Origin of the sequence: Amycolatopsis japonica (assembly GCF_000732925.1) — a bacterium.
In the GTDB taxonomy this organism is placed as follows: Bacteria; Actinomycetota; Actinomycetes; order Mycobacteriales; family Pseudonocardiaceae; genus Amycolatopsis; species Amycolatopsis japonica.
This window is the reverse complement of record NZ_CP008953.1, coordinates 2,958,233-2,974,081: the sequence shown is the minus strand read 5'-3', so window position 1 is coordinate 2,974,081 and position 15,849 is coordinate 2,958,233. Positions and strand designations below refer to the sequence as shown.

The 15,849-nt window shown below is 66.0% G+C and carries 9 protein-coding genes and 3 rRNA genes; all 12 read right to left on the bottom strand.

Annotation, left to right across the window (positions count from 1 at the left end; translation table 11 throughout):
- Window positions 1-93 precede the first annotated feature (93 nt).
- The 12 genes from recN to AJAP_RS14085 all read right to left on the bottom strand — a co-directional run bounded on the left by recN (window position 94) and on the right by AJAP_RS14085 (window position 15,828).
- Window positions 94-1,890, bottom strand: a complete 1,797-nt coding sequence (recN, locus tag AJAP_RS14140; protein ID WP_038523010.1) for a DNA repair protein RecN — start codon at window positions 1,888-1,890, stop codon at window positions 94-96.
- Window positions 1,891-1,994: 104 nt separating this feature from the next.
- Window positions 1,995-2,906, bottom strand: coding sequence for an NAD kinase (locus tag AJAP_RS14135; RefSeq protein ID WP_037303235.1), 912 nt, complete (start codon window positions 2,904-2,906; stop codon window positions 1,995-1,997).
- The gene (locus AJAP_RS14130; RefSeq protein ID WP_038511538.1) at window positions 2,903-3,718 is read right to left on the bottom strand and encodes a TlyA family RNA methyltransferase; all 816 of its coding nucleotides are present in this window, start codon (window positions 3,716-3,718) and stop codon (window positions 2,903-2,905) included. The genes AJAP_RS14135 and AJAP_RS14130 overlap by 4 nt, the downstream gene beginning before the upstream one ends.
- Window positions 3,719-3,722: 4 nt before the next feature.
- Entirely contained in the window at window positions 3,723-3,902 is a 180-nt protein-coding gene (locus AJAP_RS14125; RefSeq protein WP_038511536.1) for a hypothetical protein, read from the bottom strand.
- Between the two features lie 76 nt (window positions 3,903-3,978).
- Window positions 3,979-4,968 carry an HAD-IIA family hydrolase gene (locus AJAP_RS14120; RefSeq protein WP_038511533.1) on the bottom strand — a complete coding sequence of 330 codons (990 nt, stop codon included), beginning with the start codon at window positions 4,966-4,968 and terminating at the stop codon, window positions 3,979-3,981.
- Complete coding sequence (locus AJAP_RS14115; protein ID WP_038511531.1) at window positions 4,961-6,769, bottom strand: hypothetical protein; 1,809 nt, start codon at window positions 6,767-6,769, stop codon at window positions 4,961-4,963. The genes AJAP_RS14120 and AJAP_RS14115 overlap by 8 nt, the downstream gene beginning before the upstream one ends.
- A 160-nt stretch (window positions 6,770-6,929) precedes the next feature.
- Window positions 6,930-7,046 (bottom strand): 5S ribosomal RNA (gene rrf, locus AJAP_RS14110).
- 85 nt (window positions 7,047-7,131) lie between these two features.
- Window positions 7,132-10,268: ribosomal RNA gene (locus AJAP_RS14105) — 23S ribosomal RNA — on the bottom strand.
- A gap of 324 nt (window positions 10,269-10,592) precedes the next feature.
- Window positions 10,593-12,109: ribosomal RNA gene (locus AJAP_RS14100) — 16S ribosomal RNA — on the bottom strand.
- Together the 16S, 23S and 5S rRNA genes form the textbook arrangement of a ribosomal RNA operon.
- A gap of 350 nt (window positions 12,110-12,459) precedes the next feature.
- Window positions 12,460-13,734, bottom strand: a complete 1,275-nt coding sequence (tyrS, locus tag AJAP_RS14095) for a tyrosine--tRNA ligase (protein WP_038511529.1) — start codon at window positions 13,732-13,734, stop codon at window positions 12,460-12,462.
- A 32-nt stretch (window positions 13,735-13,766) separates the two neighbouring features.
- Window positions 13,767-14,402, bottom strand: a complete 636-nt coding sequence (locus tag AJAP_RS14090; protein WP_174492022.1) for a DNA-3-methyladenine glycosylase — start codon at window positions 14,400-14,402, stop codon at window positions 13,767-13,769.
- A gap of 40 nt (window positions 14,403-14,442) precedes the next feature.
- Entirely contained in the window at window positions 14,443-15,828 is a 1,386-nt protein-coding gene (locus AJAP_RS14085; RefSeq protein ID WP_038511523.1) for a serine hydrolase domain-containing protein, read from the bottom strand.
- Between the last annotated feature and the right edge of the window lie 21 nt (window positions 15,829-15,849).

The following is a 15,849-nucleotide window of genomic DNA, read 5'->3' as shown; positions in this document are numbered from 1 at the left end:
GTGACAAATCCGCGCGGGCTTCCGTGTCCGCCACGCCGATGGAAACACGCCGATTAACCCACACCGGATCGGGCTACCCGGTCGCGACAGGCACTACTTCGCCTTCTTCCGCTTCCCGCCGCGACGGGCTTTGGGCTTGTCCGGCGCACTCTTGTCGGCCTCGGCGACGGCGAGCAGTTCTTCCGCGTGCGCCCGGCCGGTTTCGGTGCTCTCCATCCCGGCGAGCATGCGCGCGAGCTCGACGACGCGCTCCGACTGTTCGAGCACGCGCACCCCGCTGCGGGTCACTCCGCCGCTGGTGCCCTTGTCCACCACCAGATGCTGATCGGCGAACGCGGCCACCTGCGGCAGGTGCGTGACCACCAGGACCTGATGACTGCGCGCCAGCCGCGCGAGCCGCCTGCCGATCTCGACCGCCGCGCGGCCGCCGACCCCGGCGTCGACCTCGTCGAACACCAGTGTCTGCACGGTGTCCGCGTGCGCGAGGACGACCTCGATCGCCAGCATCACGCGGGAAAGCTCACCGCCGGAAGCGGCCTTGTGCACCGGGAGCGGCGGGGCGCCGTTGTGCGCCCGCAGCAGCAACTCGACGTCGTCGACGCCGTCGGGCCCGGCGTGCACGAGCCTGCCGCCGACCTTCACGGCATGCGCGTCGCTCTCGTCGACGGTGCGCCGCTCGACGGTGATCTCGATCTCGGCCTGTCCCATGGCGAGCCCGGACATCTCGGCGGTGATCGCCTCGGCGAGCTCGGCGGCGGCCTCGACGCGCGCCTCCGACAGCGTGAGGGCGTGTTCGGCCAGCGTGACGGCGAGTTCGTCGCGGCGCTTGGCCAGCTCGGCCAGCGCCTCCTCGGAGGTGTCCATCGTGGACATCCGGCGACGGGCGTCGTCGGCCCAGGCGAGCACACCGTCCACGTCCGCCGCGTATTTGCGGGTGAGCCGCTTCAGATCGGCCTGGCGCGCGAGCACCTTTTCCAGCAACGCGGGATCGGCGTCGAGCGTTTCGAGGTAGCTGCCCAGCTCGGCGCCCACTTCGGACAACAGCACCGAGGCCTCGTCCAGCCGGGGACCGAGCTCACGCAGGACGGCGTCCTCGGAGCCGGTCAGGTGGCGGCTCGCCTCACCGATCAGCCCGACCGCGCCGGGCGCGTCCGGGTCGCCGTCGGGCGAACCCGAGACGGCGGCCTGCGCGGCGCTCGCCGCGGACCGCAGTTCGTCGACCGCGGCGAGCCGCTTGATCTGCTCGGTGAGCTCGGTGTCCTCGCCGGGTTCCGGCTTGACGGCGTCGATCTCGGTGAGCCCGTGGCGCAACAGGTCGGCCTGCTGGGCCATCTCGCGGGAGCGGGTGGAGCGTTCGGTCAGTTCGGCGACGACGGCGAGCCATTCGTCCCGGACCGCACGGTACTGCTCGAGCGGCTCGGTGACGGCCTCACCGGCGAACCGGTCGATCACCGCGCGCTGCTCGGCGGGCCGCAGCAGCCGCAGCTGATCGTTCTGCCCGTGGACGGCGATCAACTGCTCGGACAGGTCGGCCAGCACACCGACCGGCACCGAACGGCCGCCGAGGTGGGCACGGGACCGGCCGTCGACCGAGACCGCGCGCAGCGCGATGACGCTGCCGTCCTCGTCGACCTCCGCCCCGGCGTCGGTGACGATCCGGGTGGCGCCCTCGGCACCGCCCAGCTCGAATCGGCCTTCCACGAAGGCCTTCAGCATTCCCGTCCGCACCTTGGACACTTCGGCTCGGCCGCCGGAGAGCAGGTGCAACCCGCTGACGACCATCGTCTTGCCCGCACCCGTCTCACCGGTGACCACGGTGAAGCCCGCGTGCAGTTCCAGCAGGGCGTCCTCGATGACTCCGAGGCCCTGGATGCGCATCTCGGCCAGCACGACGCCCACCGTAGCGGCCCACCCCGACCATTCCCGCACCCGGCACGTCATGAAAGGGCCGTTCAAGACGGAAATTGTCCTGAACGGCCCTTTCCTGACATCCGTCAGCGGGCGTGTCGTTCCCGCCAGCCCTTGATCGGCAACGAGAACTTGTGCACCAGCCGGTCGGTGAACGGGCCTTCCCACAACCGGATCAGCCGCACCGGCACCCGGCCGCAGGTGACCCGCACGGCCGCGCCGGCCGGAAGATCGAAGGTCCGCGATCCGTCGCAGGTCAGGACCGCGGGCGAACCGTCGGGATCGATGGCGACGGTGATCTCCGAGTCCCGCGAGACGACCAGCGGCCGCGAGAACATCGCGTGCGCGTTGCTCGGGACCACCAGCAGGGCCTGGACGTCCGGCCAGATGATCGGCCCGCCCGCGGAGAACGCGTACGCCGTCGAGCCGGTCGGAGTGGCGCACAGGACGCCGTCGCAGCCGAAGGAGGACACAGGCCTTCCGTCGACCTCGATGAGCGCGTCCAGCACCCGCTCGCGCGAGCTCTTCTCGACACTGGCCTCGTTGAGCGCCCACGTGTTGACGGTCTCTTCGCCGTCGACGGTGACGACGACGTCGACGGTCATCCGTTCTTCGACCTGGTAGTCGCCGTCGACGGCCCGCTGGACGGTGTCGGCGAGCTTGTCCGAATCGGCCTCGGCCAGGAAGCCGACGCGGCCGAGGTTCACGCCGAGCACCGGGACGCCGTTCGGCCTGGCCAGTTCCGCGGCCCGCAGCAGCGTGCCGTCGCCGCCGAGCACGAACACCAGCTCGGTGCCGGCGGCCGGATCCTGTTCCGGCGCCATGACCGTGCAGGGCGCGCCGATCCCGCCGTCCGCCTCCAGCATCTCGCGGACGTCCTCGTCGAGTACCCGCAGCCGCACACCGGCCTTGGCGAACCGGGCCGACACCTCGCGTGCCGCGTCCCGGGTCGCGTCCCGGTCCGGGTGCACGACGAGCAGCACCTCGCGATCGCTCATTGGGGTCCCTCCAGGACTGCGGTCCGGACGAGCCGCTCGGCGTCGGTGCCGGCGGTCTCCCCCGCCCCGCGGGTAAGCCAGACGAAGTATTCGACGTTCCCCGACGGCCCGGGAAGCGGGCTCGCGACGACGCCGCGCAGGCTCAGGTCCAGCTTCTCGGCCTCGGCGAGCACGGCGAGCACCGATTCGGCCCGCAGCTCCGGGTCACGGACGACGCCGCCGCTGCCGAGCCGGTCCTTGCCGACCTCGAACTGCGGTTTCACCATCGGCACCAGATCCGCGCCGTCCCGCGCGCAGGCGGCCAGCGCGGGCAGCACGAGTTTGAGCGAGATGAACGAGAGATCCCCGACCACGAGGTCGACCTGCCCGCCGAGGTCTTCCGGGGTCAGGTTGCGGACGTTCGTCTTGTCGAGGACGACCACACGGTCGTCGGTGCGCAGCCGCCAGTCCAGCAGGCCGCGGCCGACGTCGGCCGCGATCACGGTGGCGGCGCCGTTGCGCAGCAGGACGTCGGTGAAGCCGCCGGTCGAGGCGCCCGCGTCGAGGCAGCGCTTTCCTTCGGTGGACAGACCTTGCGGGGTGAAGGCTTCGAGCGCGCCGAGGAGTTTGTGCGCGCCGCGGGAGGCCCAGCCGGGGTCGTCACCGTCGCGCACCACGATCGGCGCGCCGGACTCGACCCCGGTCGCGGGTTTGGTGGCCACCATCCCGCGCACGGTGACCTTGCCCTCGGCGATCAGCGCCGACGCCTGCTCCCGGGACCGGGCGAGACCCCGCCGGACGAGCTCCGCGTCCAGGCGGGCGCGTTTGGGCACGCGGTCAGACCTTGTCGATGGTGGACAGCGCCACCGTCAGCTCGGTGTGCACGGCCTCGAAACGGTCGACGTGCTCCGAAAGCGGAAGCGCCGCGAGGTCGTCGAGACCCGCCACGGCTTCGTCGATCCCGGCCCGGGGATCCGTGTCCTGCTGCGCGAACTGGTCCGGCGGCGGTCCCGGCACCGGCGGCGGGCCGGGAACCGGGGGTCGCGGAACGGGGTGGAAGTGGTCTTGCACCCCACCAAGTTAGCAGCGCTGGTCAGCCGAGGCGCAGCTCACCGAGCGCGGCGCGGGCGGTGTCGCCCACACCACGGACCTCGGTGATCCCCGACTCCCAGGCCGCCGCGCACAACGCGCGCAGCAGGTCGAGGGAGTCGCCTTCACCATCGGCTTCGAGCACGTCACCCTGTGCGGTGACGCGCCAGCCGTCCTTGGGCCCGATCTCGAGCAGTTCCGCCCGGCTGCTCAGCCCGGACAGGTCCGCCGCGAGGTAGCGCGGACGCTCCTCGGGCCTCGCCGCGATCAGGGACGCCGCGTCGGCGACGCCGGTCAGGACGCAGAGTGCGTCGATCCCGGCCGCGACCGCGCCCTCGATGTCCGTGTCCAGGCGGTCGCCCACGACGAGGGCACGCTCCGCGCCCGCGTCCCGCGCCGCCGTCGTGAACAGTCCCGGCGCCGGCTTGCCCGCCACCAGCGGTTCGGCGCCGGTGGCATGGCGCAACGCGGCCACCATCGACCCGTTGCCCGGCAGCAGACCGCGTTCGCTCGGCAGGGTCGCGTCGACGTTGGTCGCCACCCAGAGCGCGCCCGCGCGGATGGCGAGGCACGCCTCCGCGAGAGCGGCCCAGGTGTTCTCCGGGGAATGCCCCTGGACCACGGCGGCCACGTCCGGACCGGCTTCCCGGACCGTCCGGAGGCCGACCGACTCGATCTGAGCGGCCAGCGAGTCCGTGCCCACGACGAGGACCACCGCGCCCTGAGGCAGCCGCTCAACCAGCAGGGCGGCGGCGGCCTGAGAGCTCGTGTGGACCTCTTCGGGGGTGGCGGGCAGTCCGAGTGCCTCCAGGTGCGCGGAGACCTCCGCGGGCGCCTTGGAGGCGTTGTTGGTCACCCACCGGACGGCCGTGCCGTGGTCCCGGAGCGCCCGAAGCGCTTCCGGTGCGCCCGGGACCACCTTGCTGCCGTGATAGACCGTGCCGTCGAGGTCGAACAGGACCGCGTCGTACCCGGCCGACAGGGCGTCAGCCATTCGTGAGCTCCGCGGCGCGCTCGGCGGCGTCGGTCTCGTCCTCCTCGTCGGCCTCCGCCGCGTTCAGGAACCAGCGGATCGCCTCGTCCTTGCGGTCGGCCGCGGCGAGGTTGTCGGCGTAGGCGTAGAACAGGCGGGCGCTCCACGGGTCGCGCTTCTCCGCCTTGAGGTCGTCGCTCTGCAGGGAGACGACGGCCGCGTCCAGCTGACCGAGGTCGCGCCGGGCGCCGGCGGCGACGATCGCGAGCTCGATCTGGGTCGCCTTGGACAGACGCTCCTTGTCGACCTCCTTCGCGAGGTCGAGCGCCCGCTCCGGGCGGCCGATGGCGCGCTCGGCGTCGGCGATGATCGCGATGTGGTCGTCGGTCCGGGTCATCCGGCGGACGGCCCGCAGCTCCGACAGCGCCTCGGACCAGTTGCCCGCGTGGTAGGCGACCAGGCCGAGCGCCTCACGGACGATCGGGACCCGTGACGCCTTGGCCTTCGCGTACTTGGCGTGCTCCATGGCGGCTTCGGGGTCTTCGTCGACGAGGCCGCCGGCCGCTACGAGGTGCTTTCCGACGGTCTCCGCGAGCGCCTTGGGCAGGGTGCGGAGCTCCCGGCGGACCTCTTCGTCCAGATCGGAGAACTCGATGCCCTCGGGCAGTTCCGGAGCCTCGAGCAGCTCACGCGCCAAGGTCTCGTCGTCGACCGGCCTGTCGTCGGTGCGCGGCGAGGAACGGAAGTCCTTGCGGCCCTCGGAACGGTCACGCTGGGGACGGTCGTCGCGCTTGCGCTCGAACCGGCCTTCGCCGCCACGGGAGTCGCCGCGCCGGTCGTCGTACCGCTTCTCCGGACGGTCGCCGGAAGGGCGACGGTCTCCGCGGTTGTCGCGGTCGCCGTAGGACTTGCGCTCGTAGCCACCACCGCTGGGACGACGGTCGCCCGAGGACGAGCCCGAGCCGCGCCGGTCGCCGTTGTACCCGCCGGAACGGGAGCCGCCGCGATCGTCACGGTCGCGATAGGACGGACGACGGTCGTCGCCGCCACGATTGTCGCGGCTGTCGCGGTCGCCATAGGACTTGCCCTGAGGGCGTCCTTCGTAGCGGTTGCCGGAGGGGCGGTCGTCGGACCGGCCGCGGTTGTCCGAGCCGTAGCCGGAACGGGCCGGGCGGCTGTCGGAGCGCTTCTCGTAGCGGCCCTCGGAACGGTTGTCCGAGCGGCTGTCCGAACGGTTGTCGTAGCGACGCTCGGGACGGCTGTCGGACGAGCGGTATCCGCCGCGGTCGCCGCCCCGGTTGTCGGACCGGTAGCCGCCGCGATCGTCACCGCCCCGGTTGTCCCGGCTGTCGCGGTTGTCGGACCGGTAGCCACCACGGTCACTGCCACTACGGCTGTCCGAGCGGTAGCCGCCACGGTTGTCGCCACGACTGTCGCCGCCGCGGTAGCCGCCCCGGTTGTCCCGGCCGCCGGATCGGTCGTCACGACGGTCGCCGCCGCCGGGGCCACGACGGTCGTCGTTGTTGTAGCGAGAGCGGTTCTCGTCGCGGCCCTGGCCGCCGAACCGGCCGCCGGAGCGCTGGTCGCGGGAGCCTTCGCCGCTGCGCGCGGGATAGCTGCCGGAACCGCGGGCACCGCGGTCGTCACGACGAGGGCGGCCCTGGTAGCCGCCGTCGCGGCCGCCCCGGTCCTGCCTGCCGCCGGCGGAACCGCGCCGGTCACCTCGCTGCGCGCCAGACCGGCCTCCGCGGGGACTGTCGTCCCGGCGACCCGACCGGCCGGACGCGCCATCATCTGAGTCACGTCGACCGAACTCGGACACCTGGCCTCCTGCCACTATTGAAAAGTTTCGACATACGCCCACCACGAGGCGGGCCAACGGACCATTCTAGTCCGTGCCTGGACATGAAAAGAGACAGGGCCCTGACCGGGGAGAACCTGTTGGGGTTCTCGACCCTGGTCAGGACCCTGTCCTGAAGTTAGTCCGGCGGTGTCCTACTCTCCCACAACCCTTCGGTTGCAGTACCATCGGCGCTGTCAGGCTTAGCTTCCGGGTTCGGAATGGGACCGGGCGTTTCCCTGACGCTATAACCACCGAAACACTATGAAACACTCCCCCACAACCTCACAGAAGAGGGGGTTGTGTGGTGTTTCAGAGCTGTAGAGTGGATGCGTAACATCTTTGTGGGCAAGTCCTCGGCCTATTAGTACCAGTCAACTCGACAACACATTACTGTGCTTCCATTTCTGGCCTATCAACCCAATGGTCTGTTGGGGGCCTTAACCCACAAGGGGTGGGATACCTCATCTTGGAACAGGCTTCCCGCTTAGATGCCTTCAGCGGTTATCCCTTCCGAACGTGGCCAACCAGCCATGCCACTGGCGTGACAACTGGCATACCAGAGGTTCGTCCGTCCCGGTCCTCTCGTACTAGGGACAGCCTTCCTCAAGTATCCTACGCGCGCGGCGGATAGGGACCGAACTGTCTCACGACGTTCTAAACCCAGCTCGCGTGCCGCTTTAATGGGCGAACAGCCCAACCCTTGGGACCTACTCCGGCCCCAGGATGCGACGAGCCGACATCGAGGTGCCAAACCATGCCGTCGATATGGACTCTTGGGCAAGATCAGCCTGTTATCCCCGGGGTACCTTTTATCCGTTGAGCGACACCCCTTCCACCAGGTGGTGCCGGATCACTAGTCCCGACTTTCGTCCCTGCTCGACATGTCTGTCTCACAGTCAAGCTCCCTTGTGCACTTGCACTCAACACCTGATTGCCAACCAGGCTGAGGGAACCTTTGGGCGCCTCCGTTACTCTTTAGGAGGCAACCGCCCCAGTTAAACTACCCATCAGGCACTGTCCCTGAACCAGATCATGGTCCGAGGTTCAGATTCCCAATCCGACCAGAGTGGTATTTCAACAACGACTCCACCAACACTAGCGTGCCAGCTTCACAGTCTCCCACCTATCCTACACAAGCCGAACCGAAAACCAATACCAAACTATAGTAAAGGTCCCGGGGTCTTTCCGTCCTGCCGCGCGTAACGAGCATCTTTACTCGTAGTGCAATTTCGCCGGGCCTGTGGTTGAGACAGCCGGAAAGTCGTTACGCCATTCGTGCAGGTCGGAACTTACCCGACAAGGAATTTCGCTACCTTAGGATGGTTATAGTTACCACCGCCGTTTACTGGCGCTTAAATTCTCAGCTTCACCCCGAAAGGTTAACCGGTCCTCTTAACGTTCCAGCACCGGGCAGGCGTCAGTCCATATACATCGTCTTGCGACTTCGCATGGACCTGTGTTTTTAGTAAACAGTCGCTTTCCGCTGGTCTCTGCGGCCACCCACCCCTAGCCCGCGAAGGGCTTCAGAGTGTTTGGCCCCCCTTCTCCCGAAGTTACGGGGGCATTTTGCCGAGTTCCTTAACCACAGTTCACCCGATCGCCTTAGTATTCTCTACCTGACCACCTGTGTTGGTTTGGGGTACGGGCCGTGCACGCACTCGCTAGAGGCTTTTCTCGGCAGCATAGGATCACTCTACTTCACCTCAATCGGCTACGCATCACGTCTCAACCTATATGAATGGCGGATTTGCCTACCATTCGGTCTACACGCTTACACCAGTACTACCACTCACTGGCGGAGCTACCTTCCTGCGTCACCCCATCACTCGACTACTACGGAATCAGATCCCACGCTCCACACTCGCGTATCCACCCGAAGGCTTCAACACGAGGCTTTGGGTGGTTAGTATCAACCGCCTCATCCTGGGCGCACGTGCTCGGGTACGGGAATATCAACCCGTTATCCATCGACTACGCCTGTCGGCCTCGCCTTAGGTCCCGACTTACCCTGGGCGGATTAGCCTGGCCCAGGAACCCTTGGTCATCCGGCGGCAGAGTTTCTCACTCTGCATTCGCTACTCATGCCTGCATTCTCACTCCCACACCCTCCACGACTGGCTTCCGCCGCCGCTTCCCTGGATGCAGGACGCTCCCCTACCCATCCATACCACTGCATCACACTCTCAAGGAGGTGATGGATGTATATGTATGAATGACACAGCTTCGGCGGTGTGCTTAAGCCCCGCTACATTGTCGGCGCAGGACCACTTGACCAGTGAGCTATTACGCACTCTTTCAAGGGTGGCTGCTTCTAAGCCAACCTCCTGGTTGTCTGGGCAATCCCACATCCTTTCCCACTGAGCACACACTTAGGGGCCTTAGCTGGTGTTCTGGGCTGTTTCCCTCTCGACGACGAAGCTTATCCCCCGCCGTCTCACTGCCACACTCTCACACCACGGTATTCGGAGTTTGGTTGATTTCGGTAACCCGGTAAGGCCCCTAGACCATCCAGTAGCTCTACCCCCGTGGTGAAACATGTGACGCTGCACCTAAATGCATTTCGGGGAGAACCAGCTATCACGGAGTTTGATTGGCCTTTCACCCCTACCCACAGCTCATCCCCTCAGTTTTCAACCTAAGTGGGTTCGGCCCTCCACGTCGTCTTACCGACGCTTCAGCCTGGCCATGGGTAGATCACTCCGCTTCGGGTCTAGACCACGCGACTCAATCGCCCTATTCAGACTCGCTTTCGCTACGGCTACCCCACACGGGTTAACCTCGCCACGCAGCACTAACTCGCAGGCTCATTCTTCAAAAGGCACGCCATCACCTCAACATCACAAGGATGTGCTCGGGCTCTGACGGCTTGTAGGCACACGGTTTCAGGTACTCTTTCACTCCCCTCCCGGGGTACTTTTCATCTTTCCCTCACGGTACTAGTCCGCTATCGGTCTTCAGGAAGTATTTAGGCTTACCGGGTGGTCCCGGCAGATTCACAGCAAATTCCACGAGCTCGCTGCTACTCGGGAACACCAAACAAACAATCCACAACGTGTTTTCGCGTACGGGACTCTCACCCACTCCGGTCGCCCATCCCAAGGCGTTCCACTAACACGCGCGATCATTCCGAGGACTGTCAGATCCTCGACGCTGGGTCCCACAACACCACACACACAACGCCTGACAGCTTGACATGTGCATGGTTTAGCCTCTTCCGCTTTCGCTCGCCACTACTCACGGAATCACGGTTGTTTTCTCTTCCTACGGGTACTGAGATGTTTCACTTCCCCGCGTTCCCTCCACACACCCTATATATTCAGATGCGGGTAACACCACATAACTGGTGCTGGGTTTCCCCATTCGGAAATCCTCGGATCACAGCTCGGTTGACAGCTCCCCGAGGCATATCGCAGCCTCCCACGTCCTTCATCGGCTCCTGAAGCCAAGACATCCACCATGTGCCCTTAACAACTTGACCACAAAGATGCTCGCATCCACTCTACAGTTCTCAAACACCACACCAGAAACAAACGTCCCCGGGACTGTGTCCAGCCCCTTGGCGTGTTGCCTCAGGACCCAACAGCGTGCCAGTGAACAATTCTTGACCAGACCCGGCGGAACACTTTCCACGCTCCTTGCGGAGCAGTACTCGCCCTCGCCGGCAACCCGGTCGCGAACCCTAACCAGTAGTTCCACAATTCCTTGAGCAACCAGCACAACACCACGTTCGGGTGTTGAGTGCCGGCCACTCCACCAACCGTTGGTCCGGGTATCCCGGCGGGGTGGATGTGTTGCTCCTTAGAAAGGAGGTGATCCAGCCGCACCTTCCGGTACGGCTACCTTGTTACGACTTCGTCCCAATCGCCAGTCCCACCTTCGACCACTCCCCCCCTTGCGGGTTGGGCCATGGGCTTCGGGTGTTACCGACTTTCATGACGTGACGGGCGGTGTGTACAAGGCCCGGGAACGTATTCACCGCAGCGTTGCTGATCTGCGATTACTAGCGACTCCGACTTCACGCAGTCGAGTTGCAGACTGCGATCCGAACTGAGACCGGCTTTAAGGGATTCGCTCCACCTCGCGGTATCGCAGCCCTCTGTACCAGCCATTGTAGCATGTGTGAAGCCCTGGACATAAGGGGCATGATGACTTGACGTCATCCCCACCTTCCTCCGAGTTGACCCCGGCAGTCTCCCACGAGTCCCCGCCATAACGCGCTGGCAACGTAGGATAAGGGTTGCGCTCGTTGCGGGACTTAACCCAACATCTCACGACACGAGCTGACGACAGCCATGCACCACCTGTACACCAACCACAAGGGAAGCCCTATCTCTAGGGATGTCTGGCGCATGTCAAGCCCAGGTAAGGTTCTTCGCGTTGCATCGAATTAATCCACATGCTCCGCCGCTTGTGCGGGCCCCCGTCAATTCCTTTGAGTTTTAGCCTTGCGGCCGTACTCCCCAGGCGGGGCGCTTAATGCGTTAGCTACGGCACGGACAACGTGGATGTCGCCCACACCTAGCGCCCAACGTTTACAGCGTGGACTACCAGGGTATCTAATCCTGTTCGCTCCCCACGCTTTCGCTCCTCAGCGTCAGTATCGGCCCAGAGACCCGCCTTCGCCACCGGTGTTCCTCCTGATATCTGCGCATTTCACCGCTACACCAGGAATTCCAGTCTCCCCTACCGAACTCAAGTCTGCCCGTATCGCCCGCACGCTCCACGTTAAGCGTGGAGTTTTCACGAACGACGCGACAAACCGCCTACGAGCTCTTTACGCCCAATAATTCCGGACAACGCTCGCACCCTACGTATTACCGCGGCTGCTGGCACGTAGTTAGCCGGTGCTTCTTATCCAGGTACCGTCACTTGCGCTTCGTCCCTGGCGAAAGAGGTTTACAACCCGAAGGCCGTCATCCCTCACGCGGCGTCGCTGCATCAGGCTTGCGCCCATTGTGCAATATTCCCCACTGCTGCCTCCCGTAGGAGTCTGGGCCGTGTCTCAGTCCCAGTGTGGCCGGTCACCCTCTCAGGCCGGCTACCCGTCGTCGCCTTGGTAGGCCATTACCCCACCAACAAGCTGATAGGCCGCGGGCTCATCCCGTACCGCCGGAGCTTTCCACTTCCACGGATGCCCGCAAAAGTCGTATCCGGTATTAGACCCAGTTTCCCAGGCTTATCCCAAAGTACAGGGCAGATTGCCCACGTGTTACTCACCCGTTCGCCACTAATCCACCCCGAAAGGCTTCATCGTTCGACTTGCATGTGTTAAGCACGCCGCCAGCGTTCGTCCTGAGCCAGGATCAAACTCTCCAACAATGTCAAATTTGATCGAGGCAAATTTTCTTGCTCTCAAAGGAACCTCTTACGAGGTTTCAATACATAAGCTCTACTGGCTTAGTTCACTAGCACACTGTTGAGTTCTCAAGCAACACACCCCGAATCGCACCACCATCACAGCGGCCTTATCCGAAGCAGTCATTCCTAGCAGTTTTTGGTGGGACACCCACTCAATCGCACTGAGCGAGAGCTTGGTTCGTGTCCCGGTCGGCCACCCGGTTTCCCTGGCGACTTGGAGAACTTTACACGCCCCGGAAGGGCCCGAAACAGGGGGGTACCTTAACCGCGTTTCCGCAGGTCAGAGTCCCTGTTTCGGGCCCGGGCGGCGATCAGCCCCCGACGCGCACGCCGGCGACGTTGCGCTTGCCCTTGCGGACCACCAGCCAGCGGCCGTGCAGAGCGTCGTCCGAGGACGGCTTCCACTCCTCGTCGGCGATCTTCGTGTTGTTGACGTACGCGCCGCCTTCCTTGACGGTGCGACGCGCGGCGCCCTTGCTGTCGACGAGCCCGGCCGCGATCAGCAGGTCGACGATGGTCGCCTCGCCGTTCGGGTCGATCTTGCCGTTCGGCACCTCGGCCATGGCGGCGTCGAGGGTGGACGAGTCGAGCTCACGCAGCTCTCCCCTGCCGAACAGCGCCTGGCTCGCGGCGATGACCTGACGGGTCGCCTCTTCACCGTGCACCAGGGTGGTGAAGTCCTCGGCCAGCTTCCGCTGCGCGGACCGCAGGTGCGGGCGCTGCTCGGTGTCCTCGGCCAGTGCCGCGATCTCCTCCTGCCCGAGGAAGGAGAACATCCGCAGGTAGCGGATGACGTCGGAGTCGGCGACGTTCAGGAAGTACTGGAACCACGCGTACGGGGACGTCATCTCCGGGTCGAGCCAGACGCTGCCGCCACCGGTGGACTTCCCGAACTTGCGCCCTTCGGTGTCGGTGACCAGCGGCGCGGTCAACGCGTGCGTGTGGCCGCCGTCGGTCCGGCGAATCAGGTCGACGCCGCCGACGAGGTTTCCCCACTGGTCCGAGCCGCCGATCTGCAGCTTGCAGCCGTACTCCCGGTACAGGTGCAGGTAGTCCTGCGACTGCAGCAGCAGGTAGCTGAACTCGGTGTAGGACATGCCGTCGGCTTCGAGGCGACGTTTCACCGTCTCGCGGTTCAGCATGGTGTTGACCGGGAAGTGCTTGCCGACGTCGCGCAGGAACTCGACGACGGTCTGCTTGCCGGTCCAGTTCAGGTTGTTCTCGATGACCGCGCCGGTCGGCGAGTCGTCGAAGTCGACGAACCTCTCCAGCTGCCCGCGGATCCGGTCCGCCCACGCGGCGACGGTGTCCAGCGTGTTCAGGGTGCGTTCACCGGTGTCACGCGGATCGCCGATCATGCCCGTGGCGACGCCCGCCAGCACGATCGGCCGGTGCCCGGCGCGCTGGAAACGCGAGAGCATCAGCAGCGGCACCAGGTTGCCGGCGTGCAGGCTGGGCGCGGTCGGGTCGAATCCGCAATAGAGCGTGAGGGGCCCTTGGTCGAGGTCTCGCCGCAGTGCTTCGAGGTCGGTGGATTGCGCGATCAGGCCGCGCCAGGTCAGCTCGTCAAGGATGTGCTCGCTCACGCCTGTAGATCCTCCCGCACCAGGTCAACCGACTATCGGCCGGGGGCGGCCGCCCGTCGCTTGCCACCGCGGCGGTAGGTGGAGACCGCGGGCGATCCGTCGATCCAGAACCGCCACGGCGTGTCCATCGCCATCGCGACCCCGACGCGCGGCCCGGTGCGGATGTCGGCTTCGGGGACGCGTTCACCGCTGAACAACCGGACGGGTGACGCGGGGTCGGTCAGGTCGACGCCGTTCTCGGCGCGGTCGATACCGAGCACCGACGTGAGGATCGCCGGGCCTTTGGCGAGTTCGCCGTTGCCGCGCGCGGACGGCCTGCGCGCCCTGGCGACGTCCGCACCGGACACCACCTCCCCGGCACGCAGCAGCACAGCACCCGGCTGCCCGTCCTCGGTGCCGACGACGTTCGCGCAGAAGTGCATGCCGTAGACGAAGTAGACGTACAGATGTCCCGCGGGTCCCCACATGACCGCGTTGCGCGGGGTCTTGCCGCGATAGCAGTGCGACGCGGGGTCGTCGAGCCCTCGATAGGCCTCGACCTCCACCAGCCGGACCGCGACCGTGCCGTCGGGACCGGTCGCCTCGATCACCGCGCCGAGCAGGAGCGTGGACAGCTCCACCGGATCCAGCGCCAGCTCGCGCCGGGTGAACTGTCTGCCGGTCTCCACGTTCCGCACTCCCCTAACGTCGCGTTCTCCCAGGCCGACCTTAACCGGCCGCCTCGATCTTCGGCGCCACCCGCATGCTGGTGTGGCAACACTCGGTGCCGTCGGGGAGTTTCGTGAACAGCACCGGCATCCAGTCGTCGCCGAACAGGGGGTTCATCCCGGCGAAGACACTGTCCGACACGGGCACGAGCTCCGCTTCGATCGGCGGGGCGATTCCCTTGAGACCGTCGGCGAATTCGTAGACGAAGCGCAGCTTTCCCGCCGTCTCGGTGACGGTGATGATGACGCCTTCTCGACGGTAAGTACCGGCGAAGGGGGCGACGTCCACCGAGGGCGGCGACGCCGGTGGTGCGAAGTCGGCGGGAACTTCGACCCCGGCGACCTCGCCGAGCAGCTCTCGCGAAAGCTCGTTGTACAACCTGTCGGTCGTGCCGTGATTGGTGAGCAGGGCGAAGGCCACTCCGGCGTCCGGCACCACGCGCAGGTAGGAGCGCTGCCCGATCGAGGATCCGTTGTGCCCGAAGCCGGGGACGCCGTTCCAGTCGTGGATCGACAGCCCGAGCCCCCAGCCTTCGGAACCGAGAGTCCACTTGTCGGGCACCTCCGCCTCGAGACGCCGCATCATGGTCACCGTCTCTTCGGCCAGCACGCGCGTCCCGTCGGGTGCAGTGCCGTCCAGCAGCATCCGGGCGAAGCGGACGACGTCGCCGGCCGTGGCGAGGACTCGGCCGAACGGTCCGGCGGAGCGCGGCAGGAGGTCCCACGCGGCGGTCGGCTCCGGGTCCTGGCCGAGGTGTCCCATCGCCACGCGGAAGCGGAGCGCCTCTTCGGGCAGGGTCATCGTCTCGGCGAGCCCGAGCGGGACGACGAGCCGCTCGCGCAGGGCGTCGTCCCAGGTCAGGCCGGTGATGACCTCGACGATCCGGCCGAGCACGTTGTACCCGACGCTGCTGTAGGACGCGGCCGTCCCCGGCGGGCAGTCGAGCGCCACTCCCCTGGCGGCCTCGACGTACTTCGCGAGGCAATCGTCGCCTCGTCCGGTGTCTTCGACGAAATCGCACGTGAGTCCACCGGTATGGCTGAGCAGCCGCCGGGCGGTGATGGCCTTCGTCGCCGCGGGATCGATCGTCGCGAACTCCGGCAGCACCTCGACGACCGGCGCGTCGAGGTGCAGGCGGCCTTCCTCGGCCAGCCCGAGTACCAGCGCGGCCGTGTAGACCTTCGCGATCGAGCCGAGCTGGAAGATCGAATCGGTGGTCGCCGCCACCCCGGTCCCCCGGTGCAGGACCCCGCTCGCCAGTTCGTGGATCTCTCCCTCGGCCAGCACGGCGAGCGTCGCGCCCGGCACGTGGTGTTCGGCCCTCAGGGCGTCGAGCCGGGACTGCCAGTGGGCGCGGTCGAACTTTGTCCGTACAGTGTTAGGCATACTGAACACTGTACGGAAAAG